This is a genomic window from Rugamonas aquatica (genome assembly GCF_009380215.1).
GTDB classification, from domain to species: Bacteria; Pseudomonadota; Gammaproteobacteria; order Burkholderiales; family Burkholderiaceae_D; genus Rugamonas; species Rugamonas aquatica_B.
The window spans coordinates 18045-44951 of sequence record NZ_WHUG01000002.1; the positions used below are offsets into that span (position 1 = coordinate 18045).

Annotated in this window: 23 protein-coding genes; 12 read left to right on the forward strand and 11 right to left on the reverse strand. The window is 63.1% G+C overall.

Features of this window, described 5'->3' with window-relative positions; all coding sequences use genetic code 11:
* Positions 1 to 5: 5 nt before the first annotated feature.
* Positions 6 to 917: a transcriptional activator NhaR gene (gene nhaR, locus GEV02_RS04365; RefSeq protein WP_152836758.1), complete on the reverse strand. Its 912-nt coding sequence runs from the start codon at positions 915 to 917 to the stop codon at positions 6 to 8.
* 105 nt (positions 918 to 1022) lie between these two features.
* On the opposite strand from nhaR, the gene GEV02_RS04370 reads away from it, so the two are divergent.
* The 10 genes from GEV02_RS04370 to GEV02_RS04415 all read left to right on the forward strand — a co-directional run bounded on the left by GEV02_RS04370 (position 1023) and on the right by GEV02_RS04415 (position 9893).
* Positions 1023 to 2072, forward strand: coding sequence for a DUF475 domain-containing protein (locus tag GEV02_RS04370; RefSeq protein WP_070358021.1), 1050 nt, complete (start codon positions 1023 to 1025; stop codon positions 2070 to 2072).
* 92 nt (positions 2073 to 2164) lie between these two features.
* Positions 2165 to 2740, forward strand: coding sequence for a TerD family protein (locus GEV02_RS04375; protein ID WP_152805166.1), 576 nt, complete (start codon positions 2165 to 2167; stop codon positions 2738 to 2740).
* A gap of 40 nt (positions 2741 to 2780) precedes the next feature.
* Complete coding sequence (locus GEV02_RS04380) at positions 2781 to 3479, forward strand: TIGR00266 family protein (protein ID WP_152836759.1); 699 nt, start codon at positions 2781 to 2783, stop codon at positions 3477 to 3479.
* 30 nt (positions 3480 to 3509) lie between these two features.
* Positions 3510 to 4091 (forward strand): TerD family protein, encoded by a 582-nt coding sequence (locus tag GEV02_RS04385; RefSeq protein WP_008445331.1) that lies wholly within the window; start codon positions 3510 to 3512, stop codon positions 4089 to 4091.
* Between the two features lie 114 nt (positions 4092 to 4205).
* Positions 4206 to 5024, forward strand: coding sequence for an HDOD domain-containing protein (locus tag GEV02_RS04390; RefSeq protein ID WP_070358019.1), 819 nt, complete (start codon positions 4206 to 4208; stop codon positions 5022 to 5024).
* Positions 5025 to 5194: 170 nt separating this feature from the next.
* The gene (locus GEV02_RS04395) at positions 5195 to 5962 is read left to right on the forward strand and encodes a FadR/GntR family transcriptional regulator (protein WP_152836760.1); all 768 of its coding nucleotides are present in this window, start codon (positions 5195 to 5197) and stop codon (positions 5960 to 5962) included.
* Between the two features lie 142 nt (positions 5963 to 6104).
* Positions 6105 to 7016 carry a 5-dehydro-4-deoxyglucarate dehydratase gene (gene kdgD / locus GEV02_RS04400; protein ID WP_152836761.1) on the forward strand — a complete coding sequence of 304 codons (912 nt, stop codon included), beginning with the start codon at positions 6105 to 6107 and terminating at the stop codon, positions 7014 to 7016.
* Positions 7017 to 7082: 66 nt separating this feature from the next.
* The gene (locus tag GEV02_RS04405; RefSeq protein ID WP_152836762.1) at positions 7083 to 8657 is read left to right on the forward strand and encodes an aldehyde dehydrogenase (NADP(+)); all 1575 of its coding nucleotides are present in this window, start codon (positions 7083 to 7085) and stop codon (positions 8655 to 8657) included.
* A complete protein-coding gene (locus GEV02_RS04410; RefSeq protein WP_152836763.1) occupies positions 8645 to 9523 on the forward strand; it encodes an SMP-30/gluconolactonase/LRE family protein in 879 nt (292 codons plus the stop codon). The genes GEV02_RS04405 and GEV02_RS04410 overlap by 13 nt, the downstream gene beginning before the upstream one ends.
* A gap of 148 nt (positions 9524 to 9671) precedes the next feature.
* Positions 9672 to 9893 (forward strand): hypothetical protein, encoded by a 222-nt coding sequence (locus GEV02_RS04415; RefSeq protein WP_152836764.1) that lies wholly within the window; start codon positions 9672 to 9674, stop codon positions 9891 to 9893.
* A 33-nt stretch (positions 9894 to 9926) separates the two neighbouring features.
* Here the strand turns inward: GEV02_RS04415 and GEV02_RS04420 are convergent, their stop codons facing one another.
* The 8 genes from GEV02_RS04420 to GEV02_RS04455 all read right to left on the reverse strand — a co-directional run bounded on the left by GEV02_RS04420 (position 9927) and on the right by GEV02_RS04455 (position 22058).
* Complete coding sequence (locus GEV02_RS04420) at positions 9927 to 10421, reverse strand: hypothetical protein (protein ID WP_152836765.1); 495 nt, start codon at positions 10419 to 10421, stop codon at positions 9927 to 9929.
* A 154-nt stretch (positions 10422 to 10575) separates the two neighbouring features.
* Complete coding sequence (locus GEV02_RS04425; protein WP_152836766.1) at positions 10576 to 11052, reverse strand: hypothetical protein; 477 nt, start codon at positions 11050 to 11052, stop codon at positions 10576 to 10578.
* A gap of 103 nt (positions 11053 to 11155) precedes the next feature.
* Positions 11156 to 13003 carry a glycoside hydrolase family 28 protein gene (locus GEV02_RS04430; protein WP_235922668.1) on the reverse strand — a complete coding sequence of 616 codons (1848 nt, stop codon included), beginning with the start codon at positions 13001 to 13003 and terminating at the stop codon, positions 11156 to 11158.
* A 10-nt stretch (positions 13004 to 13013) separates the two neighbouring features.
* Entirely contained in the window at positions 13014 to 15632 is a 2619-nt protein-coding gene (locus tag GEV02_RS04435; protein WP_152836768.1) for a pectinesterase family protein, read from the reverse strand.
* Positions 15632 to 16423, reverse strand: a complete 792-nt coding sequence (locus GEV02_RS04440) for a rhamnogalacturonan acetylesterase (protein WP_174998974.1) — start codon at positions 16421 to 16423, stop codon at positions 15632 to 15634. The genes GEV02_RS04435 and GEV02_RS04440 overlap by 1 nt, the downstream gene beginning before the upstream one ends.
* Positions 16424 to 16475: 52 nt before the next feature.
* A complete protein-coding gene (locus GEV02_RS04445; RefSeq protein ID WP_152836770.1) occupies positions 16476 to 18350 on the reverse strand; it encodes a glycoside hydrolase family 28 protein in 1875 nt (624 codons plus the stop codon).
* An 11-nt stretch (positions 18351 to 18361) separates the two neighbouring features.
* Entirely contained in the window at positions 18362 to 21085 is a 2724-nt protein-coding gene (locus GEV02_RS04450; protein ID WP_152836771.1) for a TonB-dependent receptor plug domain-containing protein, read from the reverse strand.
* A 229-nt stretch (positions 21086 to 21314) separates the two neighbouring features.
* Positions 21315 to 22058 carry a FadR/GntR family transcriptional regulator gene (locus GEV02_RS04455; protein WP_152836772.1) on the reverse strand — a complete coding sequence of 248 codons (744 nt, stop codon included), beginning with the start codon at positions 22056 to 22058 and terminating at the stop codon, positions 21315 to 21317.
* Between the two features lie 282 nt (positions 22059 to 22340).
* On the opposite strand from GEV02_RS04455, the gene garD reads away from it, so the two are divergent.
* Both garD and GEV02_RS04465 read left to right on the forward strand, forming a co-directional pair.
* Positions 22341 to 23903 (forward strand): galactarate dehydratase, encoded by a 1563-nt coding sequence (gene garD / locus GEV02_RS04460; RefSeq protein WP_152836773.1) that lies wholly within the window; start codon positions 22341 to 22343, stop codon positions 23901 to 23903.
* A 19-nt stretch (positions 23904 to 23922) separates the two neighbouring features.
* Positions 23923 to 24732, forward strand: a complete 810-nt coding sequence (locus GEV02_RS04465; protein ID WP_152836774.1) for an NAD-dependent epimerase/dehydratase family protein — start codon at positions 23923 to 23925, stop codon at positions 24730 to 24732.
* On the opposite strand, the gene GEV02_RS04470 is transcribed toward GEV02_RS04465, so the two are convergent.
* Positions 24717 to 25721 carry a GlxA family transcriptional regulator gene (locus GEV02_RS04470; RefSeq protein ID WP_152836775.1) on the reverse strand — a complete coding sequence of 335 codons (1005 nt, stop codon included), beginning with the start codon at positions 25719 to 25721 and terminating at the stop codon, positions 24717 to 24719. The two genes, GEV02_RS04465 and GEV02_RS04470, sit on opposite strands and share 16 nt — an antisense overlap.
* Positions 25722 to 25742: 21 nt before the next feature.
* Positions 25743 to 26813 (reverse strand): DJ-1/PfpI family protein, encoded by a 1071-nt coding sequence (locus GEV02_RS04475; protein WP_152836776.1) that lies wholly within the window; start codon positions 26811 to 26813, stop codon positions 25743 to 25745.
* Positions 26814 to 26907: the final 94 nt, after the last annotated feature.

Below are 26907 nucleotides of genomic sequence, written 5' to 3' on the forward strand. Positions count from 1 at the left end.
TAAGATTAGTCGGCGATGGCGAAGGGCCCGCTATGGACTGCCGACAGGATGGCCTCGATCGCCGGGTGGGTGATTTTGCGGGCGTTGGAGATGGCGTAGAACTGTTCGCGCAGCTCCGGGGCGTCGCCCACCAGCACCGCGCCGAATTGCTCTTCGATGTCCTGCGCCAGCGCCGACGGCGCGAAGAACAGCCCCAGGCCGTTGCGGCCAAAGGTGTTGAGCATGGCGTTGTCCTCGAACTCGCCGACGATGTCCGGCCGCACCTTGTGCTGCACGAACCAGGCGTCGATGCGGCCGCGCAGCGCGTTGTTGCGGGTCGGTAGCAGCAGCGGGGCGCCGTGCAGGCTGGCCGGAAAGTTGCGCCGGTATTTGCGCGCCAGCCTGGGCACGCCGAACAGCTTCATGTCGCTTTCGCCCAGCAAGTGACTGAACACTTTCAGGCTGCCGCCGGCGCGCACGGTGCGGTCGGTCAGCACCACGTCCAGCTTGCCCAGCGCCAGGTCGGCCAGCAGCGATTCGAATTCATCCTCCATGCACACCAGCCGCACCTGCTGGTCCAGCTGCTGCGTGGCCTGCAGCAGGCGGTAGGCGATCAGCTTGGGCAGCGAGTCGGAAATGCCGACCGTCAGCCGCATCTTGTTCGCTTCGGTTTCGTCCAGCGCGTCCTGCAGCTGGTCGCCCAGCAGGAAGATCTGGTCGCAATACGTGAGCGCCAGCTTGCCCGCCTCGGTCGGCACCAGACGCCGCCCTTGCGGCTCCAGCAGCTGCTTGCCTATCGATTGCTCCAGCGATGCGAGCTGCATGCTGATGGTCTGCACGGCCAGCCCGAGGCGCTCCGCCGCGCGCGTGACGCCGCCTTCCTTTGCCACCATCCAGAAGAAATACAAGTGCCTGAAATTGAGTCCGCTGGTTTTCATGATCTTCTGCTTTTACGAAGTAATACTTCAATTATCTTCTATTTTTAAAAACGCCGTTGTTCTCTACACTGCATCCCATCGATTCATAACCAAGAGAGAAAAAGAATGAAACACTTCAAAGTGTCATTCCTCGTCACGTTCCTCTGCCTTGCGGCGGCGGGCTGGTGGGGCTACGAACTGAGCGGTTGGGGCGGCGCCCTGTCCGCCGTCGGTATCGCCGCGATCCTGGCCGCGATGGAAGTGTCGCTGTCGTTCGATAACGCGGTGGTCAACGCTTCCGTGCTGAAGACCTGGGATGCCTACTGGCAGAAGCTGTTCCTCGGCGTCGGCATCATCATCGCGGTGTTCGGCATGCGCTTGCTGTTCCCGCTGGTGATCGTGGCGGTGGCGGCGGACATCGGCATCATGGACGTGTGGCACCTGGCGCTGAACGACCCGAAAACGTATTCGATGCACCTGACGAATCACCACGCGGAAGTGGCGGCATTCGGCGGCATGTTCCTGCTGCTGGTGTTCCTGAACTTCCTGTTCGATGACGAGAAAGAAGTCCACTGGCTGGGCAACGTCGAGAAGAAACTCGGCTCGCTGGGCAAGGTGTCCTCGATCTCGGTAATGATTGCGCTGGCTGTCCTACTGGGCTCCATGGGCCTGGTAGGCGAAGCGCAGAAGCTGGTGGTGCTGGTGTCCGGCCTGTGGGGCATCCTGATCTACGTCGGCGTCGATGCGGTCAGCAACCTGCTGGAGAAGGAAGAAGAAGGCAGCAATGTCGGCGATCTGGTGAAGAAGGGCGGTATCGGTGGTTTCCTGTACCTGGAAGTGCTCGATGCTTCGTTCAGCTTCGACGGCGTGATCGGCGCGTTCGCCATCACCACCGACGTCGTCATCATCATGCTGGGCCTGGCGATAGGCGCGATGTTCGTCCGCTCGCTGACGGTCTACCTGGTGAAGAAGGGCACGCTCGATGAATTCGTCTTCCTGGAGCACGGCGCGCACTATGCGATCGGTATCCTGGCCGCGATCATGTTGGCAAGTATGAAGTTCCACATTCCGGAGCTGTTCACCGGTCTGATTGGTGTGGCCTTCATCGGCGCCTCGCTGTGGTCCTCGGTGCGTCATCGCCGCCAGAAGGAAGCCGCTGTCGCCATCGCTGCATAAAGTATTCAAGAATTCGGCGGACCGTTAATTACGGACACGGTCCGCCGCCTGTAGCACCCCAAGTCCGGTTCTCTTTTTAGGAGCATCACATCATGGCAATCAGTCTGCAAAAAGGCGGCAACGTCAACCTGAGCAAAGAAGCACCAGGCCTGTCGAAAATCGTGGTTGGTCTGGGCTGGGATGTACGCAGCACCGACGGCAAGGACTTCGACCTGGACGGCTCGGCCTTCCTGCTGAAAGTGGACGGCAAGGTCCGCGCCGACAACGACTTCATTTTCTACAACAACCTGAAATCGTCGGACCAGTCGGTGGCCCACTCGGGTGACAACCGCACCGGCGCCGGCGACGGCGACGACGAAACCGTCACCATCGATCTGACCCGCGTGCCGGCCGACGTGGAACGCATCGCGATCTGCGCCACCATCCACGAAGGCGACGAGCGCCGCCAGAACTTCGGCATGGTGCAGAAGGCCTTCATCCGCTGCCTGAACGGCGCCGGCAACGGCGAGATCGCCCGCTACGACCTGTCGGAAGACGGTTCGACCGAGTCGGCGATGATCTTCGGCGAGGTGTATCGCAACGGCGCCGATTGGAAGTTCAAGGCCGTCGGCCAGGGCTTCAAGGGCGGTCTCGGTCCACTGGCTTCGTCGTTCGGCGTGCGCGTTTAATTTTCAGTTGAATTTTAGTTGAATAAGAAAGGACTCCACCATGCCTAAATTTTCGATCACCGGCGATATCGATCCCTTCCTGCACGTCTCGCTGGCTCACGGTGAAAAAATCTACTGCGAGTCGGATGCGATGGTGATGATGGAAGCGGCGCTCGATTTGAAAGGCAAGGTAACCGGCGGCATCGGCGCGGCCATCATGCGCCGCTTTGCCAACGGCGAGTCCTTCTTCCAGCAGCACATCGAAGCAGTGCGCGGCGAGGGCGATTGCCTGCTGGCGCCGCGCCTGCCGGGAGCGATGCAGGTACTCGACGTCGGCCAGCATCAGTACATGCTGAGCGACGGCGCCTTCGTCGCCGCCACCTCCGGCGTCGAGCTGAAGGTGCGTACCCAAAGCCTGGGCAATGCGCTGTTCGCGCAGAGCGGCGGCTTTTTCATCACCGAGACGGCGGGCGTCGGCCAGGTCGCGGTATCGGGCTTCGGCTCGATGTCGCAACTGGATGTGACGCCGGGCCGCGACGTGATTATCGATAACTCGCATGTGGTGGCATGGGATAGCGCGCTGCGCTATGAAATCTCCGTCACCACCGGCGGCAACAGCGGCTTTCTGAGCAATCTGGTCAACAGCCAGACCAGCGGCGAAGGCATGGTGCTGCGTTTCTCCGGCCAGGGAAAAATCCTGATCTGCTCGCGCAACGGCGCGGCATTCCAGGCCTGGGCGCAACGCGGCGTCGCAACGTAATCGTTGAAATGTAATTCATAGGAGTCAAACATGACTGTCAGTTTAAGCAAGGGCCAGAAAATTTCTCTGGCCAAGGAATCGGGCGGCGCATTGGGCCGCGTGACCATGGGCCTGGGTTGGGATGCGATCAAGTCCAAGGGCTTCCTGGGCTTCGGCTCGAAGACCGAGGCGGTCGACCTGGACGCTTCGTGCGTGATGTTCAACGAGTCCGGCGCGCCGGTCGATGTGATCTGGTTCCGCCAGCTGAAAAGCCGCGACGGCAGCATCCAGCACACCGGCGACAACCGCACCGGCGCCGGCGACGGCGACGATGAGCAGATCAACGTCGACCTGGACGCCGTGCCGTCGACGGTCAAGAGCCTGGTGTTCACGGTGAACAGCTTCACCGGCCAGACTTTCGCGCAGGTGGAAAACGCCTACTGCCGCCTGCTGGACGCCAGCGGCGGCAAGGAAGTGGCGCGCTTCAACCTGTCGGTGCAGGGACCGCACTCGGCGCAGATCATGGCCAAGCTGTACCGCCACAACGGCGAGTGGAAGATGCACGCCATCGGCGAAAACGGCAAGGGCCGTACCTTCGACGAACTGCTGCCGCAGATCGCCGCCCACCTGTAACACCCTGGGGTCAAGTCTGACATTCGGACACGAGCTCCGCCGTAGCGACAATTACGGCAGAGCTCGTGTCCGAATGTCAGACTTGACCCCAATTTTCCACGGTATAATATTTCCATGGAAAAACTAAAAGATTACGCGGAGATTGTTGCCCAGGCCTCGAAGGGGGAATTGGTTTTTCCGACCAGCGTCAACGCCGCCTTGCGGCTGCAACTGGCGCTGGCCGATCCCGATTGCGACATGGAAGACGTGATCCGCAAGGTGCTGGGCGAGCCGCTGCTGGCCGCGCGCACCGTGGCGCTGGCCAATGCGGCGGTGTTCAACCGCGGCGGCGCCCCCGTCACCAGCGTGCGCTCGGCGGTGCAGCGGGTCGGTTTCCGTAATCTGTACACGATGGCCGCCGCGATGGTGGTGCGCCAGTTCGGCAGCCGCATCCGCGACGCCGCCTTGCGCGCCCAGGCCGAACAGCTGTGGCGCCATTCCGCCCACGTGGCCGCGCTGGCCCATGTGATCGCCCGCAAGCTGACCCGCACCGACGCCGATACCGCGCTGTTCGCCGGCATCGTCCACGAGGCGGGCGGCTTCTACCTGTTGTCGCGCGCCGACGACATTCCCGGCCTGCTCGACGATCCGGAAGAGTGGATGGGCGCGGCGCAGGAAATCATCACCCGTGAAATCATGAAGAAGATGGCGATACCGGAACCGGTCAGCCAGGCCATCGTCTCGCTGCGCGGCGCCACGCTGACGCCGCCACCGCTGGGCCTGCGCGATACGCTGCTGATCGCCAAGCATCTGGCCCCGATACGCTCGCCGCTGGCGCCGGAACGCGAGCATGCCAGCCTGTCCGGCTTCTTCGACGACAATGCCGCGCTGGAGCAGATCCTGTTCGAATCGGCCGACGAAGCCGCCTCCATGAGCGCCGCGCTACTGGCCTGACCATGGCCCGACTGTGATCCGAGTGTTACTTCTGAACTAGTCTTCATGCACTAATTGTGACAAAAAAAGTGTCTAAGGCACAATTGTTGTCAAAAATCTGGCAATATGCGGATCGTGCGACACGCCAGAAGCGTGTATGCTAACAGTCGTCATACAACAGTTAAAATAACATGAACCAGACCGCCGCCGCACCCATGCCAGCTCCCACCGTCCTCGTACCGAAAAAGAAGCACCGCAACCTCGCCCAGGGCGTGGTTGAGGCCTTCACCGGCAGCATCCAGGCCGGTACGCTGAAGCCGGGCGAAAAGCTGCCGACCGAGTCGGTCATCATGGAAATGCATGGCGTCAGCCGCACCGTGGTGCGCGAGGCCATCTCGCACCTGCAGGCGGCCGGGCTGGTGCAGACCCGCCACGGCATCGGCACCTTCGTGCTGGAGCCGCAGCCGGCCAATCTGCGCATCTCGGCCGACACCATCCGCACCATCGGCGACGTGCTCGCCATCCTGGAGCTGCGCATCAGCCTGGAGACGGAAGCGGCCTGGCTGGCGGCCACCCGCCGCACCGAAGAACAGGTGCAGGAGATGGGCGCGGTGCTCAAGCGCATCCAGCATTCGCAGGGGCGTCCCGGTTCGGTCGAGTCGGACGTGGCCTTCCACCTGCTGATCGCGCAAGCCACCGGCAACCGCTATTTCGTCGACATCCTCAGCGACCTGGGCAACACCATCATCCCGCGTGCACGCGTCAATTCGGCACAGCTGGCGCATGACGATCCGGCCGTTTACCTGGAGCGCCTCAACCGCGAGCACGACGACATCTACAACGCCATCCTGCGCAAGGATGCCGAGGCGGCCCGCGCCGCCATGCGCACCCACCTGAGCAACAGCCGCGAGCGCCTGCGCCGCGCGCAAGAAGGCATCGCCGCCGGTCAGACCGCATAAAAGCCACGGGAGCAGGGCGATCCGGCAGATTTTGCTAAATCGCTTGCTCACTAACGCATATAGTTGTACGATGTCATACAACAAGTGGCGAACAGCTGCCACGTTTCTTCCTGAGATGCGCCCGTCGATTATTGGAGACCTTATGCAACCGAATGACCTTAAAAAAATTCTTTCCTCCGGCCTGCTGTCGTTCCCGGTGACTGACTTCGATGCCGAAGGCAACTTCCGCAAGTCGACCTACATCAAGCGCCTGGAATGGCTGGCTCCGTACGGCGCCAGCGCGCTGTTCGCCGCCGGCGGCACCGGCGAGTTCTTCTCGCTGACGGCCAACGAATACACCGACATCATCAAGACCGCCGTCGACACCTGCGCCGGCCAAGTGCCTATCCTGGCCGGCGTCGGCGGCCCGACCCGCGTGGCCGCGGCCTACGCCAGGGAAGCCGAGCGCGTTGGCGCGCAAGGCCTGCTGCTGCTGCCGCACTACCTGACCGAAGCAAGCCAGGACGGCTTGATCGAACACGTGGCCGAAGTCTGCAAGGCCACCAACCTGGGCGTGGTGGTCTACAACCGCGCCAACTGCCGCCTGACGCCGGACTCGCTGGCCAAGCTGGCCGACCGCTGCCCGAACCTGATCGGCTTCAAGGACGGCGTCGGCGACATCGAGTTGATGGTGTCGATCTGGCGCAAGATGGGCGACCGTTTCAGCTACCTGGGCGGCCTGCCGACCGCAGAAGTTTACGCGGCCGCGTACAAAGCGCTCGGTACCCCGGTATACTCGTCGGCGGTATTCAACTTCATGCCGAAACTGGCGATGGACTTTTACCATGCGGTCGCGTCGGATAACCACGCCGAACAAAACCGCATGCTGGACGAGTTCTTCCTGCCTTACCTTGAGATCCGCAATCGTAAGGCCGGCTACGCAGTGAGTATCGTTAAAGCAGGCGCACGTCTGGTGGGTCACGATGCAGGTCCGGTGCGCGCACCGCTGACCGATCTGACGCCGGAAGAATGCGACATGCTGGATAAGCTGATCCGCAAGCAGGGCGCACAATAAGTCCTGCGGCATAAAAATATAAAACAAGCGCGGCTGGTCCGCGCTTTTCATACATAAGGAGTCAATATGCAGATTGCAGGTGAAATGGTTATCGGCCGCAGCGCGGTCCTGGGTAAAGAAGGCACGATGAAGGCGATCGATCCATCGCGCAACGTGGAAATCGAACCGGCCTTCGGCCTGGCTGGCGCCGCCGATCTGCAGCGCGCCTGCGAACTGGCCGACCAGGCTTTCGACATCTATCGCGCCACCGGCCTGGAAGCGCGCGCCAAGTTCCTGGAAACCATCGCCGACCGCATCATGGACATCGGCCCTGCGCTGATCGAACGCGCGATGCAGGAAAGCGGCTTGCCGCAAGCCCGCCTGGAAGGTGAGCGCGGCCGCACCTGCAATCAACTGCGCCTGTTCGCGAAAGTCGTGCGCGACGGCCGCTTCCAGTCCGCCACGCTGGACAGCGCGCTGCCGGAACGCACGCCGCCGCGCAGCGATCTGCGTCTGCGTAAAATCGGCCTGGGCCCGGTCGCCGTGTTCGGCGCATCCAACTTCCCGCTGGCGTTCTCGGTGGCCGGTGGCGATACCGCGTCGGCGCTGGCCGCGGGTTGCCCGGTGGTGGTCAAGGCTCACTCGGCCCACCTGGGTACTTCGGAACTGGTCGGCAAGGCTGTCGCCAAGGCCGCCGAAGAATGCGGCATGCCGGAAGGCGTGTTCTCGATGCTGATCGGCTCCGGCCAGACCATCGGCCAGAACCTGGTCAGCCATCCTGCCATCAAGGCCGTGGGCTTCACCGGTTCGCGTTCGGGCGGCCTGGCGCTGATGCGTACCGCCGCCGCGCGCAAGGAGCCGATCCCGGTCTACGCTGAAATGAGCTCGATCAATCCGGTGTTCCTGCTGCCGGGCGCTTTGGATAACGCCAAGCTGCCACAGGCCTTCGCTGATTCGCTGACCCTGGGTTCGGGCCAGTTCTGCACCAACCCTGGCCTGCTGGTCGGCCTGAAGAGCGACAAGCTGCGAGCCTTCGTCGGCGCGGTGGCAGGCACGCTGGGCGCGAAGGGTGCGACCACCATGCTGACCCCTGGCATACACAAGGCCTACGTCACCGGCGTCAGCGGCCTGGCTGCTGTCGACGGCGTGCAGCAGGTCGCCGCAGGCCAGGGCACCGACGCACCATGCGCAGCGCAAGCCTTCCTGTATCAGGTGGATGCGAAGTCCTTCCTGACCAACACCGCGCTGGAAGGCGAGATCTTCGGACCGACCTCGCTGCTGGTCGTGTGCGACGATGAAGCGCAGATGCTGGCCGTGGCCGAACACGTCGAAGGCCAGCTGACCGCCGCCGTCCACGCCACCGCAGACGACCGCCAACTGGCCGCGCGCCTGATGCCTACGCTGGAACGCAAAGTGGGCCGCATCCTGTTCAACGGTTTCGGCACCGGCGTGGAAGTGTCGCACGCGATGGTGCACGGCGGCCCGTTCCCGTCGACCTCCGACAGCCGCACCACGTCGGTCGGCGCTTCGGCCATCGACCGCTTCCTGCGTCCTGTGTGCTATCAGGATGTGCCTTCGTATCTGCTGCCTGAATCGCTGGCTGACGCCAACCCGCAGAACCTGCCGCGTGTCGTCAACGGCGATCTGGTATGGAACGCGTAAGCGATATCGTTTGCACGGTGGGCGAAAGCCCAACGTGGAGCGCGGCGGAATCGGCCTGGTACTGGGTCGATATTCCCGCCAAGCGCGTGTGGCGGCTGGACGGCGCTACCGGTGCGTCGCGCTATTGGACCACCACCGAAATGGTCGCGTGTGTCGCGGCCAAGGCGGGCGGTGGGCTGATCGCGGGCATGGAGACGGGCATCTTCAGTCTTGAGCTGGGCGAGGCGGAAGCCGCCGCGCAGATCAAGCTGGCTGCGCCCGCCGCCGGCCTGGGTGCGGGCATGCGTTTCAACGACGGCCGCTGCGACCGTCAGGGGCGCTTCTGGAGCGGCACCATGTTCATGGACATGGCGGCCGCGCGCGCGGTCGGCGAGCTGTATCGCTATGACATGGAGCGCGGCATTTCAGCGCCCGTGGTGTCGGAGCTGATTACGCAGAACGGCCTGGCGTTTTCGCCGGATGGCCGCACCATGTATCTGTCGGATTCGCATCCGGCGCGGCGCATGGTGTGGGCGTTCGATTACGACATCGACGACGGCATGCCATCCGGCCGCCGCGTGTTCGCGGACATGTCGACGTATGCGGGCCGCCCCGACGGCGCCGCCATCGACAGCGAGGGTTGCTACTGGATCTGCGGTAACGACGGCGGCTGCGTGCTGCGCTTCACGCCGGACGGCAAGCTGGATCGCCGCATCGACGTGCCGATGCTGAAGCCGGCCATGTGCTCGTTCGGCGGCAAGGATCTTGATACGCTGCTGGTGACGTCCATCGTCTCCGGCAAGCCGGAGGACGCGGAGTGGGGCGGAGCGGTGGTGATGCTGCGGCCTGGCGTCAAAGGCGTGGCGGAAACGCCGTTCGGCCTGTAACGACGGGGCAGATGCTGAACAGGCGTCTGCCCTTTTTTGATTATTTCCACCTCATATCCTCATCCGTCCGTTTGGGTTTTCTCAAACAAACCGACCGAGAAAAGCGCAGTATAATTTTTTATCACATGTGCTGCGATGGAGGTGTGCCATGAGAAGCATGACTGTGGAAATGTCCCCAGAAGTCGATGATGCGCTCAATATGATTGCGTGCGCTAGAGGAATCAGCAAGGGAGAAGCAATGCTGCGCGCTTTTGCTTTGCTGAAGGTGGCTTATGACGAGAAGCAGAAGGGCGATGGTTCCTCGCTTGGTCTGGTTCGCCGTTTGCCGGACAACACCTTAAAAGCAGTCGGCGTTGTCACTGGTATCTGATTGTCAGCGGCTTCAAGAAGTGACAGCGGCAAGTCACTGTTTCTTCAGCACCAGCTTGAACTGCGTGACCCATTTATCCTTGATGTTCATTTCGCTGAAGGCTTCGTAGGCGTCGGCGCCCGACGGTGTCCAGCGGACGCGGTAGGTGAGGGACTGTCCGTTGGCGACGTATTGCGTGGCGGGGAATTCGAGGCCGGTGGCGGTGGGCGTCATTGTGCCGCGGCTGTAGCCGCCGCCGTTTTCCACGTACAGGAAAGCCACCTGCTTCGCGGCCGAATCGTAGTAGTAGATCGTCTCGCCGACATAATCCGGCTTGCCCGGCGTGCGTACCGTGTGGACATCGCTCAGCACATTGCCGTCGTACTTCCACTGGAAGCAATGCTCATCGCTCTGCTTCCCTTCGGGGAAATCACCCTTCCAGCAATGCCCGGCCAGAAAGGCCATCGGTTTGAGCGCGTCGACAGGCGCGGCCTGCGCGGCGCTGGCGATGGTGGTGGAGGACAACAACAGCATGAACAGTGGACGCATGGCGGACCCCGGACGATAAAGTCAGGCCAGTATAGGCGAATCCACGCGGCGATAGGCGGCCGGTTGTGCCGATACCACGCCCACCGAGCCTCATGTCGCGGCGTTCCGGCCGGGGGCAACCGGAACGCCGCCGCACTCAAGCCCGAAGGCGAGCTCAGTCCGTTACGTGCATCTCGTGATAGGCACCGTCGGCGAAATAGATGATCTCGCAGCTGGCTTCGCCGAAGCACAATCCGATCGACTCATTGGCGATGCTGAGCGGCGCGCAGCTTTCGCCGCTGTGGCATACCGGCTGGTAGCTGCCCGGATGGATCAGCGACAGGCGCGGCGGATTGGCATGGATATCCTTGAAGGTCTTGACGATGCTGGCCGCGCCGTCGGCCGGCGTGCCCGGCACCACGGCCAAACCATACGCGCCACCCTGGCCGTTCTGTACCAGCACGGCGGTGTCGGCATTGCCCTGATGCTGGAACTGACCGGACAGCGTCAGGCCTGCTTCCGGCGCAGCGGCGGAAGCGGGCAGCGGCGTCCATCCCTGCGGCAGTTGCTGGATGGGAGCCGTGCCGCCATGGGCATAGCCGGCGGACGACAAGGCGAGCAGCAGGCTTGCTGCCAGCCCTGCACGTTTCAATTTCTCAGTAACTGGAAAGATGGGCATATAGAACCTTTATGATGTTTTTATTGCATCGAACTGATTCTATTTTTCGCCGCATGCGTGGTCAATCAATAAATCATTACAATTTTGTAATGCTGGTGTTGTGGACCTTGCCGCCGATGGTTACGTTCTTCAACGTCAGGCCTTTGACGTTGTAGAGGAACCAGGGCTGCTCCATGTTGGCGGGCAGGCCGAAGTCGCAGTCGGTGATGGTGACGCCGGTGACTGGCACCACGGGCGGCATCGGCAACGGGCCGTTGTAGTCCGACGCCACCGGCCCGAGTATCACGATCGCCTGATAGCACGACACGACCTTGCCATCCTTGGTCTTCACGTTGCCGACCCTGACGTTGGAGATGTGGACATCGCTGACCACCGGCGGCCGCGTACGGACGTTGTCGCTGATCGGCGTGTAGTCGCAATCGAAGGTGACGATGGCGCCGGCCGCCGTGGCGACGGTCTTCGATTGTATCGGCGACCCAGGCAGCGACGCATAGAACGAAGGGCTGGTCTGCACGCCGTTGGGTATCGAGATATCGCGCACGTAGAAGTTGCGCAGGTAGCCGCCGCGATTCAGGTTGGTCTTCAGACGGATCGCGGTGTTAAGCGGATTGGTGGCCCAGTTGATGTTCTGGAAAACCAGGTTCTGCGCGTAGACGTTCTGGATGCCACCGGCCATCTCGCTGCCCAGCGTGACGGCGCCGTGGCCGCTCTGCATGGTGCAGTTCTGGATCACGATGTTTTGCGACGGACCATACTGCGTATCGAGATCCTTGCCGGCCTTGATGGCGATGCAGTCGTCGCCGGTGTCGAAGGTACAGCCGTCGATCAGCACATGGTCGCAGGCTTCGGGATCGAAGCCGTCGCTGTTCGGACCCAGGCTTTCGCAGTGGACCTTGCGGATGACGATGTTGCGGCAGTGGACAGGATGGTGCTGCCAGAACGGCGTATGCGTGACGTGATAGCCTTGCAGCAGGACATTGGTGCAGCCGATCAGCTGTATCATCGGCGGCCGCAGATAGTGGCCCAAGCCGAACACGCGCCGGGACAGCGGCACGCCCGCTTCCGACAGCGCCGGCAGGTACTGCGCGTCCGCGCGCCAGCGGGCGCCTTCGCCTTGTATCAGCAGGCGTTCCGCCTCGGTCAGTTGCGGCGCGATGGTGGACAGCGATTCAGCGTTCAACGGGTTCTCGGTGTTCTCCGACATCTTCCCCTTGGTGAAATTGGGCGTCGAGCCTTGCGCCACTGCGTTCAGCGTTTTGAGTTTGCCTTTCCAGGTCCACCAGCAATCGCCTTGTTCGTTGAACGGCACGCCACCCTGGCCGTTCAGGGTACTGGTCCAGTCGTCGCCGGTGAGGGCGATGTTGTCCTGGCCGTAGGCATAGATCATCGACGAGAAATTCAGGCAGTCGTTGCTCTGCCAGCGCGAGATGGACAGCTTGCCGTGCTTGCCGCAGTCGATATCGCCATATTTGGCATAGTCGGCCGGGTTGTTGCTGAAGTAGATTTGCGCGCCCGCGCTCAGGTGCAGGTTCACGTTAGACAGCAACACGATAGGGCCGGCGCAGTACCAGCTCCCTGCGGGGACCAGCACGCGGCCGCCGCCCGCTTCGTGGCAGGCGGCGATGGCGGCCTTGATGGCGGCGTAGCAGTCGGGCGAACCTGCGGCTGGCGTGTCGACCACGTCCTGTTCTTCGAATGAGATCCAGGCCTTCACTTTGGCCGTGGTGCAGGTCTGTGCGCCGTAGGCGGTGACGATGAAATCCTGCTTGCGGAACTTGAGCGGCCTGGAGACGCGGTCGATGATGGCCTGCGCTTGCAGCCATGGATCGGGCGCGGTGGCGGCGCGGGCCTGGACGCCAAGCGTGAGGCCTGCTGCTGCGGGCAATGCCTTCATCAGGTTGCGGCGCTGGGTGTTGATCGTCATGCTGTGTTCCTTATTCATCCGAATTGTTGAACTCACCGAGGAAGATGTCCGGTGGCGATGGCTTTGCGGTGTAGCCGAGATCCTTGATTGGATCGATGCCGGCGCTAATCAGGTTGTTCCAATGGTCGTCGGAGTTGTATTGGACGGGGCGGTACGCCAGCGTGCCTTTCTTGTTCCAGTCCGACCAGGGCGAGGTGCGGTTGATGTGCGGGCCGATGCGGGAATTGAGCACCACCATTTTTCCGACCGCTTCCAGCGACGTCCTGGCGACGGTGCCTTTGGGCGCCTGGTAGCCGTTGGCCGGGCCGAAGGTGCAGGCATAGCCGTCCACCGGCACCGTGGCGTAGGGCGTGCAGCGCGAGCTGTGGAACCATTGGCGCAGCAGGTAGAACGTGCCGGCGCGCGCGTTGGCCGAGCCGTCATGCGTGAAGCGGCAGTGGTCGAAGACGAAGCCGTAGCGGGTTTTGATGTGGGTGTCCGGCGCGGCGGCATAGGAGAGGCCTCGGTCGCCCAGCGATTTGATTTCAGTCTGGTGGAAGTAGGCGGTGCTGTCGCCGAAGATGAAATCGACGTCGCCTTCGATATAGGACTTGTTGAAGAAGCTGCGCGAGGTGCTGCCGGTCTGCGGAGACTTCAGGTAGAGCGTGTCCTGGAATCCGATCAGGCGGATGTTCTCGAATTGCGCTTTGTCGGCGCCGTCCACTTGCAAGGCCAGCGCCTGATGGTGGACGTTGTTGATGTTCGGGAGCGATTCGGCGCGGGCGTTGCCGGTGTCTTTGTTGTAGGCGTTTTCGAAGGTCAGGTTGCGGGCCTGGAAGCCTTGGTTCTGCACCCAGACGGTGGCGGTGCCGAAGGTGCCGATCTGCGGGCGGTCCTTGATGGATGCGTACATGGCCTGCACGGCGGCGGGGGCTGCGGCGAACTGCGCGCTGTACTGCGCGGCGTAGGCCGTGCCGGTGTTGGATGCGTCCAGCTTTGCGGTAATTCGCGTGGAGGCTGGGTCTTCGCCTTCGCCGTAAAGGGTGATCGGTGCGGCGGCAGCGGGGATGTAGACCAGCTCCCGGTAGATGCCGGGTTTGATCAGCATGTAAAGGCGTTTGGCAGGATGGTCCTTGCTGTCGATGACGGCGCGGCTGACGGCTTCCTGCACGGTGTTGAATGTTTTGATTCCGTCGGCTTTGGTGGATTGGTCGACGATGTAGTCGGGCGTGTAGGCTTTGCCGGTCGCCAGTGGATCTGCCAGCGGATCCCACGGGTCGATGGTTTCGCTGCCGGCGGCGCCGACGTATTTCAGCACCTCGCTGTAGGTGAATTGTTTGGATTGTTCGATGCTGAGTTGCGGGCGTGCGGCGGGCGCGCCGGCCGTAAAGCGGTTCATGCAGTCGGCTGTTGGCGTGCTGCTTATTTCACCGGTGAGGTTGGCGAATTCGATCTTCCTGTCTGCCTTGCCGCCGATGCTGACATCGCGTAGCGTGGCTTGCAGTGGGTGCTGTTCGTCGTGTCCCTGCATGATGATGCGGCCCGGCGTTACGCTGTGCACGCCGTCGAAGCTGATGTTGGTGTAGATCGGAACGAGCGCCCCCTCCGCGCGCGGGTTGTAGCGCGTGCTGATGTCGATCGGTGTTTTGACGTCGCGCAGGCAGACGTTCCGATAGCTGACCTGATCCACCACGCCGCCACGCGAGACGTCGCTCTTGATGCGCAGGCCGGACGTGGTGCCATCCATGCTCAAGTCATCGACCAGCACGCGGCGCACGCCGCCATTGGTCTCGCTGCCGATGGACATGCCATGGCCGCTGTAAAAATGATTGTGCAGGATGGAGATGTTTTCCGTCGGTCCGTTGCTGCCGGCCTTGATGGCGACGTTGTCATCGCCGGTGCGGATATGGCTGTAGGCGATGGTGATGTTTCGCGACGAGATGGGATCGATGCCGTCGGTATTGCGCGCTGTGGCGGGTGTATCGATACGCATGCCCCATGCGGTGAAGCCGTCCACGTTGTTCAGCGTGACGTGGAAGTTGGGCGAATTCCGCAGCGTGATCTTGTGCAGCGTGAAGTCCTGCGATGCGGTGACTTCGATCAGGCGCGGCACGTTCTGGCGGGCGCCCTCCTTCTGCGCGCGTCGGGCGAGCTGCCACCACGATTCGCTGCCGCCATCGACCACGTGGCCGCCTTGGCCATCGATGCTGCCTGCGCCGAAGATGCCGCTGCCCTTGGTGCGGTCGGCGGTGATGAAGGGCTTGCAGCCCTTGCCGATTTTATCGACGCTGCCACAGGCGCCTGTGTCGCGATCGAACAGTTTTGGATTGGTGCTGGCGTACAGCGTGGTCCCGGCATCGATCAGCAGGCTGACGCCACTGCGCAATGTGAGCGGGCCGGAGACGAAGCTGCGCTGTTCATTGTTGGCCGTCAGCCTCACGGCTTGGCCGGATGCGCAGTGGTCGATGGCGTTCTGGATGCGGGTGGTGTCGTCCTTGCCCGGCGCAGCATCGGCAGGTGCGGCAGTCAGCACGGCGCAAGACGGCGGCTCGACTGGCTCGGCGACTTTGCGCGTGTCCCGCGCGTGCACCGAGCTTACGCCGGAAGCGGCGAGCAGGAAGGCGATACCCGCAGGAGACAGCTGCTTCATCACTGCTCGCTCTCCGGCTTGAACTGGCCGGCCGTTTCCGGCAAGGCGCGCTTCATCTCTTCCATCACCATGCGCGAGAAGTAGGCCGCGCCCTTGGCGCCGACGTGGGTGCGGTCGAAGGCGGATTTGGCGGCGCCCGCGACTTCCACTTTGCCCGCAGCCAGCGTGGCTTCGGTGATCTTGTCGGGACGGGGCGCCACGGCCAGCGTGTCGGCTTCATCCTCGCCCATCGCTTGCACGGCAGCGTAGCTTTCCGCGTTCAGGTCGAGCAGCGCGACGTGCTGCGCGGCGGCAGTAGTGCGGATCACGTCTGCCCACGGCAGCAGATTGTTTTCCAGGACGTTGTTGGTGAAGCTGCGGCGCGTCAGTGGAGTGACCAGCACGGGGATGCCGCCCAGTGCTTTCACCTCTTGCACATAGCGCGCCATGTTGACGGGGAATTCGGTTTTCAGATCGGTCGAGCGGCCAGGCTTGCCCGGCTGGTCGTTGTGGCCGAACTGGATCAGCACATAGGTGCTGCGATAGGCGGCGGCTCCGCGCAGCAGTCCTTCCACCTCATCCCAGCGGCCTTCGGCGCGGAAGCTGCCGGAGCTGCGTCCGCCCTTGGCCAGATTGAGGCAGGTATTGGCGCGGTTGACGCGCGAGCAGAAGGCGTCGCCGTAGCCGCTGCTGTTGGCCATCGTCGAATCGCCGACCAGCAGGATGCGTATAGGCTTGGCCGGCGTTTCGGCGGCGGTGCTGGCGCCCGCCAGCATCAGCGCGGCGGCGAGGGTGAGACTCTGGAAGTTCATGACGGTATCCGAAAAAAAAGGCGCCGGCCGCATCGCGGTCCGGCGCCTGAACTCAGGCGGAGAAACTCTGAGTGACAGCCTTGCCGGCGATCTTGACGTTCTTCAGCTTCAAGCCCTTGACGTTGTAGAGGTACATAGGCTTGTCCGCATTGACGGGCGTGCCCAGATCGCAGTCGCTGACTTCGATGTCGGACACCGGCAGCACCACCGGCTTGCCCGGACCGTTATAGTCCGAAGCCACCGGCCCGAGGATCACGATGGCCTGGTAGCAGGAGTAGCTGCCCGCCTTGGTCTCGACGTTGGCGCAGGTGACATTCGAGATCCGCACATGGCTGACGCTCGGCGGACGGATACGCACGTTGTCGTTGATCGGATCGTAGCCGCAGTCGATGGTGATGATGCCGCCCGCCGACGTGGCCACCGACTTGGTCGGAATCAGCGAACCAGGCAAGGTGGAATAGAAGGCCGGCGTGGTGCGGATGCCGTTCGGGATATGCACGTTACGCACATGCATATTGCGCAGGTAGCCGCCGCGGCTCATATTGGTCTTCAGGCGGATCGCGATGTTCAGCGGATCGGTCTTCCAGTAACTGTTCTCGAACACCAGGTTCTGCGCGTAGATGTTCTCGATCCCGCCGGACATGATGCTGCCCAGCGTGAGCGCGCCGTGGCCGCTCTGCATTTTGCAGTTCTGGATCACGATGTTCTTCGCCGGACCGAACTGGATGTCCGGACCCTTGCCCGAATCGATGGCGATGCAGTCGTCGCCGGTGTTGAAGTGGCAGTCCTCGATCAGCACATTGGTGCACGACTCGGGATCGAAGCCATCGCTGTTCGGGCCCATGCTGTTGGCGTAGATCCTCTTCACATGCATATTGTGGCAGTTGACCGGATTGTGCTGCCAGAACGGCGTGTTGGTGGTCTGGTAGCCTTCGAACAGCACGTTGGTGCAGCTGATGAACTGCACCATGTGCGGCCGCAGGTAGTGGCCGACGCCGAAGATGCGCTTCTCCACCGGCACGCGGGCTTCAGCCAGCGAACGCAGGAAGTACGAGTCGGTGCGCCACTTGTCATTGGGGCCTTGTATGAACAGGGCTTCCGCTTCGCTCAGGTGCGGCGCGATCTCGCGCAGCGAAGTAGGGTTGACCGGATTGACGTGCACTTCGGTCTTGCCCTTGGTGTGCTTGACGTAGTTGCCCGCGCCGGCGGCGATATCGTCGGCCCAATTCGGTTTCTCGCGACCCTTCCACGACCACCAGCAATCCGGATCGCCATCGAAGGCCACTCCGGCCTGGCCGTCCAGGATGCTGGTCCAGTCCTCGCCGGTCAGGGCGATGTTGTCCTGGCCGTGGGCGTACACCATCGACGAGTAGTTCAGCAGGTCGTTGCCTTCCCAGCGCGTGATCGACAGCTTGCCGTTCTTGCCGCAGTCGTAGGCGCCGTACTTGGCGTAGTCCGCCGGGTTGTTGCTGAAGTAGACGTGGGCGCCGGCCTTCAGGTGCACGTTCACGTTCGAGAGCAGCACGATAGGACCGGCGCACAGCCAGTTCCCGGCTGGGATCACCACGCGGCCGCCGCCGGCCTTGTGGCAGGCCGCGATGGCCGCCGCAATCGCCGGGTAGCAGTCTGGCGAGCCGGCCATCGGGGTTTGCAGCGTGTCCGATTCGGTGAACGAGGTCCACGCCGTCACAGGCTTGACCTCGCAGGTGGCGGCGCCGAAGGCCGTCACGACGAAGTCCTGGTCGCGGAACTTCAACGGCATCTTGAAGCGGTCGATGATGGCCTGCGCTTCCTTCCATGGATCGGCGGCCTTGGCGTTGGCCGCCAGCGCTGCCGGGACGGTGGCGCCGGTAACGCCGGCGGCCGACAGGGCTTGCAGGAAGCGGCGGCGGCCGAAGCCTCCGCCTTTCTGTTCGACTGTATGCATCTTTGCTCTCATCAGAAGGTGTAGGTGGCGCGGACGTTGAAGGCGCGGCCGATCGGACTGGCGGCGCTGCTCAGATAACCGAAGCTATACAGGCTGCTGTTGGTGACCGGCGGATTCACGTTGAACAGATTGGTGATGCCGGCCGTGACCTGGGTGTTCTTGAAACCGTTGTAGGTCGTGGTCCAGTTCCATACCTTGTACGAGTTGATGTTGCGCCAGTACTGCTGCGCCACCAGGTTCTGGTCGGTGTACTTGGAGTTGTAGTTCTGGGTCAGCTGGGTGTTCCAGTTACCGGCGGCCCAGTTCAGCTTCAGCGTGTGCTTCCAGCGGTAGGTGATGATAGGGAAGCTGGAGGTGGTGCCGTTGCTGGCCAGGCCGAACTGGCCGATGTTCGATACGTACGGGCTGCCTTTATCCAGCTGGTTGTCGAACTGGGTCAGGTAAGTGCCGTCGATGGATACCTTGAAGTCGCCGATGGCCATGCGTGGGAAGGCATACGATGCGGAGACGTCGACACCGGCCGCCTTCTGGCCGCCCAGGTTCATCGTGGTGTTCTTGATGTAGTTGATGGTGCCGTCGGCGTTACGCACGAAGAAGGATGCGTACTTGGCCGGATCGAGGAAGTAGACCTGCTCCGGCAAGTTCGCCAGCATGTCGGTCATCTTGATGTTCCAGTAGTCGATCGACACCACCGACGACTTGGTCGGTTCGAACACGGTGCCCAGCGTGAAGCCTTTCGATTTTTCCGGCACCAGCGCGGCGTTGGAGCCGGTCTGCTTGGGCAGCGTGGTGTTGCAGACGGTCGATGCGACCAGGCCTGGCAGAGCTTTGCCGGTGCCGGCCACGCCTGGCGTGCCGCCTGGGCAGAGAACAGGATCGTCCCACTTGGCCGAGGTCAGGCCGGTGGCGCCGGCCAGGCGGTAGCCGTAGCGGTCGAACAGCGTCGGCGCGCGGAAGCCGGTGTTGGCCGAGCCGCGGAACATCAGCTGCTTGGACGGCTCGTAGCGGAAGCTGACCTTGGGATTGATGGTGTTACCGAAGTCGCTGAAATGGTCGTCACGCACGGCGACGTTCAGTTCCAGCTTCTTGGTGATCGGGACGTTCAATTCCGCGAACAGCGCGGCGACGTTGCGCGCGCCTTCGCCGTGCGACGGCGTGGCGCTGGCGTAGGTGACTTCGGCGCTGATCGGCAGCTTGGTGTCTTCGGTGGTGTCGCGGTGGAAGTCCGCGCCCAAGGCCAGCGCCATCGAGCCTCCTTCCAGTTCCATCAGCGAGCGGCTGGCGGTCAGGTCGACGCCGGTGAAGGTCGATTTTGAGGTGCGGTTCTTGACGTTGTCGACCCGGAGGGTGTCGAGGTAGGCCTTGCCGTCTGCATCCTGCACGCCGAATGGATTGAGCGCTCCGCTTTTCAGGCCGTCCAGCAGGCCCTGGCCTTTGACGTAGCCGGAGTAGTAGTAATTGTCGCGTTTCGAAATGCCGATCACCAGGCCGGCCTTGTAGTCCCAGCCGGCCAGCGTGCCTTCGTCGCTGATGGCCAGACGCTGGTTCAGCTGCACGTCCTTGGTGGTGGCCAGGCCCAGGTCGGCCACGGCCCAGGTCAGGATCAGCGGTGCGTTGTTCAGGCCTGCGACGGCGGGTACGCCGCCGCTTTTACCCGGATACCATTTGCTGGTGGAAGGCAGCGTGGCGCTGACGCCGTTGACGGCCAGCGCGTTGGTCGGGTTCTTGGTGCCGAGGATGAATTCCTCGCCGCGCGAGTAGTCGACGGTGACGACGTGGTCATCGCTGATCTTCTTGGCGGCGCGGGCGTAGAACGTCACCTGCTGGTTGGCGTACAAGGCGGTGCCGTACTCGTTGTTGTCGAGGATACAGGTGCCCTTCTGGCCGACGATGGAGTAGGGCGCCAGACAACCGCTTGCGCCGTATGGGTTCTGGGCGGTCTTGTTGGTGGAGGTGGTGAAGTTGGCAGGCGTGGCATTGCCGCCGGTGCCCAGCGTTGGCGGGCGGCCGATGCTGGTCAACAGGTCGGCGGAGCTCAGGTCGGCGCGGTCTTTTGCGGCCAGGCGCGTGCGCTGGTGGGCGTCGATGGTGCCGTAGAAGCTCCAGCCATCGCGTTCCAGATTGCCTTTGCCCCAGGTGATGCTGGCGCGCTGTTCGTCGCCGCCGCCATGCTTCTGCGGTTGTACTTCCTGGCCTGTCAGCGACAGGCCTTCGAAGGAGGTCTTGGTGATGAAGTTGACCACGCCGCCGATCGCGTCGGAGCCGTAGATCGACGAAGCGCCATCGCGCAGGATCTCAACGCGCGACAGGGCGCTCATTGGAATCACGTCCAGGTTGGCGTAGCCGTCGGCGATGGCTTCGTTGGCCATGCGGCGGCCGTTCAGCAGCACCAGGGTGCGGTTCACGCCCAGGCCGCGCAGGTTGATGTTGGTGCCCGAGCCGGCATTGGACGGCGCCAGCGATGCGGACTGCGGCAGCGACATCATGATGTCGGCCAGTGTGGTGATGCCTTGCTTGATGAAGTCCTCGGCCTTGACGGTGCTGACGGGCAGCGAGGCTTCGGTGGCCAGGCGCTTGATGCTGGAGCCGGTCACTTCGACGCGGGTCATGGCCGCTTCTCCGCTCTGTTGTGCGGCCGCCTGGTTGGCCAGCGTGAGCACGGCCACGGTGATGGCTGACAGCAGCAGGCGGGGTTGGGCGGAACGGTTCTGGACCGAGTGATCGGACGTGTTCATGCTAGTCTCCTTCGTCTTTTTGAATAAAGTTATGCGCCGTGCTGGTAAAGCACTGGACGTGAGTGGAGCACCTCGCGTGCCCCGTGCCGTTGAGACGAGGGCCGCCATGCGGGTGCAGGCGAACCGAGGTCCAGGACGGTCGATAACTTATTGCTTTGTTCGCGGACTGGCATCGAGGCCAGTCCTGCGGTGCTGCTGTGCTGCTGCTTCTTGAACTTCTACTTCTTTACTATCCGCGCGAGAAGGTGCGGGTCACGCGTTCCAGGTGGGCGCGCATGGCTTTGCGCGCCGCCGCCGGGTCATGGGCGGCGATCGCCTCCAGGATGCGGCGATGATCCTTCAGCGTTTCCTGACGCAGTTCCTCGGTCTGGAAGTGTTCCTTGAGTTTGTGCCACAGGCGGCCGCGCTGGTCCCACAGGTAGTTCAGTGATCCCACCAGCGCGCTGTTGCCGGTGGCGCGTGCGATGGCGAGGTGGAAGTTGCGGTCGGCCTGCTCGTTGCTCGAATAATTGTCGTGGTTCTGTTCCATCTCGACGACGGCCTTGAGGATGGCGTCGATGGCGCCGTCGGTGGCGACGCGGGCTGCGATGGCGGCGATTTCGGATTCGATCAGGCGGCGCGCGGACAGCACTTCGAACGGACCGGGGCCGGCTTCCGGCAGATCGGCCGCCGATGGTTCCGGCACTTCGCTGACGTAGACGCCGGAGCCGCCGCGCACTTCAATCACACCGCCCAGTTCCAGCGCGATCAGCGCTTCGCGCAGCGAGGCGCGGCTGACGCTCAGCTTGGTGGCCAGATCGCGCTCGGACGGCAGGCGCTCGCCGCCGGCGATCTTCTCTTCGCGTATCAGTTCCTGGATGCGGTCTGCCACTACGCGGTACAAACGCGGTTCGTGGGCGGTGCTGTCGGCAGGGGCGGAAGTCTTTTTCAGCATCTGTGTCTCGTATTCGTAGGGTGGCTTGAATATCGCCATCTGGTCAGGCCATTCTAAGGTGGTCAGACCAAATATGCAATGTGGACTAGCCAAATTAATTTTTAGCTGTCATACTAAAATCGTCATGCAGCTGCGGGAAGGGGGAGTTTACAGGGCTGTAGCCCCGCAAACAAGCCGTTTCGGCCTGTGGTGCTCCGGCCACAGCCAATGGCAGTCCGGCCAGTCCGGAAGTGGCCTGACCACTTTGCAGTGCACAAGAAAACGCGAAAAAACAACGTTCGCCGGGATGCCGATCCCGGAACAGGAAGACAGGGAACACACATGCCGACACCGACGATCACAGGGACGCCGCGCTACATCCTCATGCACGACAACGATAACGTCGCCATAGTCGTCAACGATGGCGGGCTGCCGGCCGGCGCGGTCTTCTCCAACGGCCTGGCGCTGCTGGAAGCCGTCCCGCAGGGCCACAAGGTGGCGCTGTGCGATATCGCCAAGGGCGATCCGGTGCGGCGCTACAACGTCACCATCGGCTACGCGGCGCGCGACATCGCCGCCGGCAGCTGGGTCGCCGAGCCGCAGGTGGAAATGCCGGCCGCGCGCGAACTGGTCAACCTGCCGATATCGACCAACCTGCCGCCACCGGCCGAGCCGCTGGAAGGCTATACCTTCGAGGGCTTCCGCAATCCCGACGGCAGCGTCGGCACGCGCAACATCCTGGCCATCACCACCACCGTGCAGTGCGTGGCGGGCGTGGTGGAGTTTGCGGTCAAGCGCATCAAGGACGAGCTGCTGCCGAAGTATCCGAACGTTGACGACGTGGTGGGGCTGGAGCACACCTACGGCTGCGGCGTGGCGATCGATGCGCCGGGCGCGATGGTGCCGATCCGCACGCTACGCAATATCAGCCTGAATCCGAATTTCGGCGGACAGGCAATGGTGGTCAGCCTCGGTTGCGAGAAGCTGCAACCGGCACGCCTGTTCCCCAAAGGCTCGATTCCGATCCAGAACGGCGGCGGCGCCGATCCTGCGCTGGTGTGTTTGCAGGATGCGGGCCATGTGGGCTTCATGTCGATGATAGCTTCGATCATGAAGCAGGCAGAGATCAACCTGGCCGCGCTGGACAAGCGCCGCCGCGAAACCGTGCCTGCCTCGGAGCTGGTGGTGGGCGTGCAGTGCGGCGGCAGCGATGCCTTCTCCGGCGTGACCGCCAATCCGGCCGTGGGTTTCGCCACCGATCTGCTGGTGCGTGCCGGCGCCACGGTGATGTTCTCCGAAGTGACCGAGGTACGCGACGGGATCGATCAACTGACTTCGCGCGCGGCCACGCCGGAAGTGGCGGAAGCGATGATCCGCGAAATGGAGTGGTACGACAATTACCTGAAGCGCGGCGGCGTGGACCGCAGCGCCAACACCACGCCTGGCAACAAGAAGGGCGGCTTGTCGAACATCGTCGAGAAGGCGATGGGCTCCATCGTCAAATCCGGCAGCAGCCCGATATCCGGCGTGCTGTCGCCGGGTGAGAAGCTGACGCAGAAAGGCTTGATCTACGCCGCCACGCCGGCCAGCGATTTCATTTGCGGCACGCTGCAAGTGGCGGCGGGCATGAACCTGCACGTCTTCACCACAGGGCGCGGTACGCCGTATGGCCTGGCCGAGGTGCCGGTCATCAAGGTCGCCACGCGCAACGAGCTGGCCGAGCGCTGGCACGATCTGATGGACATCAACGCCGGTCGCATCGCCAGCGGCGATGCGACGATCGCGGACGTGGGCTGGGAGATGTTCCAGCTGCTGCTGGATGTCGCCAGCGGACGCCGTACCTGGGCGGAAAAATGGAAACTGCATAACGCACTGGTGCTGTTCAACCCGGCGCCGGTGACTTGATAAAAACCGAGACAGAAAAATGACTAAACCATTTAAACGATTATTGCTGACCGGCGCCGCCGGCGGCCTGGGTAAAATCCTGCGCGAGCGCATCCAGCCTTGGGCCGATGTGGTGCGCTTGTCCGACATTGGCGACATGGGCGTGGCGCGTGAGGGCGAAGAGGTCGTTCAGTGCGACCTGGCCGACAAGGCTGCCGTATTCAAGTTGCTGGAGGGGGTGGACGCGGTGCTGCACTTCGGCGGCATCTCGACCGAGAATACGTTCGAGAACATCATGGCGGCCAATATCGCCGGTACCTACAACCTGTATGAGGCGGCGCACAAGCACGGCGTCAAGCGCGTGGTGTTCGCCAGCTCCAACCACACCATCGGGTACTACAAGACCACCGACTACATCGACGCCGACAGCCCGATGCGGCCGGACAGCCTGTACGGCGTGAGCAAGTGCTTCGGCGAGTCGCTGTCGCGCTATTACTACGACCGCACCGGCATCGAGACGGTGTGCCTGCGCATCGGTTCTTCGTTCCCGGAGCCGGTCAATCCGCGCATGCTGGTGACGTGGTTCAGCTATGACGATCTGGTGGAGTCCTTGCGCTGCGCGCTGTTCACGCCGCGTGTTGGTCATACGATTTTGTTTGGCGCCTCGGCCAATCCGGGCAGTTGGTGGGATAACAGCAAGGCTGCGCACCTGGGCTTTAATCCGAAGGACAGTTCGGCGCAGTTTGCGGCGAACTTCCCGGAGACCGGCGCTTATCCGCCGAAGGACGATGTCGCCACCATTTACCAGGGCGGCGGGTTCCTGATGTCGGGGCCTCAGTACAAGGACTGAACGGTGGCGCCGTGGCTGGAGAAACGGCTGCGGTACTGGCCGGGGCTCACGCCCAGATGGCGCTGGAATACGCGCCGCAGGTTCTGCTCTTCCACATAGCCGGTGTTGGCCGCGATGGTCTTCAGCGGCAGCGCGGTTTTTTCCAGTGCGCTGCATGCGGCCTCCAGCCGCATCGCTTCCACCATTCTTGCCGGTGTGCGCCCCAGTTGCGCGGCGTAGCTGCGGGCGAAGGTGCGCGGCGTCATGCCGGCTTGCTCGGCTAGCCGGTCTACCGTCAACGTTTCGCGCAGATTGGCCGCCACCCAGGCGTGCAGGCCGTCGAAGCGGCCGCCTTGCTGCGCTTGCGCAGCCAGCGGCACGCTGAATTGCGACTGCCCGCCGGTACGCTTGATGAACATCACCAGCTGGCGCGCCGTTTCGATGGCGACGTGATGGCCATAGTCTTCCTCGATCAGCGCCAGCGTCAGGTCGATGCCGGCGCTGACGCCGGCCGAGGTCCAGATTGAACCATCCTTGATGAAGATTTTGTCGGCGTCGATGTCGATCGCCGGATGCAGCTTGTGCAGGCGCTCCACCCATTCCCAGTGCGTGGCGACGCGCTTGCCGTCCAGCTGCCCGGCGGCGGCAAGCAGGAAGGCGCCGGTGCAGACGGAGCACAGGCGGCGTACCTTGGGCGTCTGGCGGATTATCCAGTCCACCAGCACTGGCGGTGAGTAGTACTCCTGGCCCTTGCAGCCGCCCACCGCGATCAGCGTGTCGATGGCCAGACCTTCCAGTGTGGCGATGGACACAGTCATCACCGGCAAGCCTGCACTGGTGGTAATCAGGCCGCCGTCGGCCGAGGCGACGATGGTTTCATACAGCGCGGGGCCGTTGCCGCTGTGTCGCTTGCTGGCGGTGACGAGCGCCTGCAAAGGGCCGCTCAGGTCCAGCAGGTTCATGTTGTCATAGGCGAGCAGCACGACGCGCAGGGTTTGTTTCGGTGGCATGACGGTGCTCGGGTATGGGCTTCAGTGGTAGGAAGGATACTCGAATTCCAGCGCGACCAGTTTGGCGGTGCTGCGGCCGTAGCGTTGCGCGAGGCCGGCGAGGGCGATGTCCAGCGCCTTGTTGGGCAGCGTGGCTTCGGCGACGGGCGGTAGTAGCTCGGGTGCGTCGGCGGCGCCCTGCACGCGGTCCGGCACGATGGCCAGGCCTGAGCGGGTGCGCAGAGGCTCGGTGCTGGCGGCCACGGTGTAGACCTTGCTGCGCTTGGAGCGCGACCAGGCGTCGGCGGTGTAGGCCAGCGTGATCTCATCCACTCCGGTCGCCACAGCCACGCCCAGGCTGTCGGGCGAGTGGAACCAGTGATTGGTATAGCCGGCGATGTAGGCGCTCAGATTGGTGCCCAGGCGGCGGCGGAAGATGTCGCTGTCATGCTCCGTGCTCCAGCCGTCGGCGCCGACTTGCCGGGCCACGTCGTCGGCGCGCTCACGGCCGGCGATGGCTTCCACCAGTGCCAGCGTGATGGGCATGGAGGCGCTGACGCCGGCGCTGGAGACGACTTTGCCGTCGGCGACGTAGCGGGTGTTGCTGATCCATTGCGTGTCCGGATAGTGCTCCTTGCGATAAGACTCGGTGGCCCAGTGTCCGGTGGCGCGGCGGCCTTTGAACAGGCCCGCGTTGGCGACCACCAGTGCGCCGTCGCAGATGCTGACGACGGTGGCGCCTTTCGCGCCCTGCGCGGCGATCCATGCGACGAGGGTGGTGTCGGCAGGCCGGCTGACTGCCGGGACGATCACATAGTCGGCGCCTTGCGGGTAGCGCTGGTCGAATTCAGCGGTGGTGGCGTCGGCTTGCAGCGTCAGTGTCGGGCGCATGGACAGCGGGCCGGCTTTGGTGGCGACGCTCAGCAGCTGCACCGCGCCGGAGCGGGCCAGTACGCCGTAGGGGATGACGAAGTCGGTCAGCTCGGTGCCGCTGTTTTCACCGACGACGGCGACTACCGGCATGGCGCGGCCGAAGCGGTCCTGGTAGGCGGGCACTTCGCCCGCCGTGGCCAGATGGCCGACCAGTAAAAGAAGGTAGATCAGTTTGCGCATCGCGTCGGCCCTGTCGAATGGATATGGCAGGGATTATCTGAGCTGCGCGGCGTGGCAGGATGACATAAAACAGTCAATTCCTGCCACGCTGGCC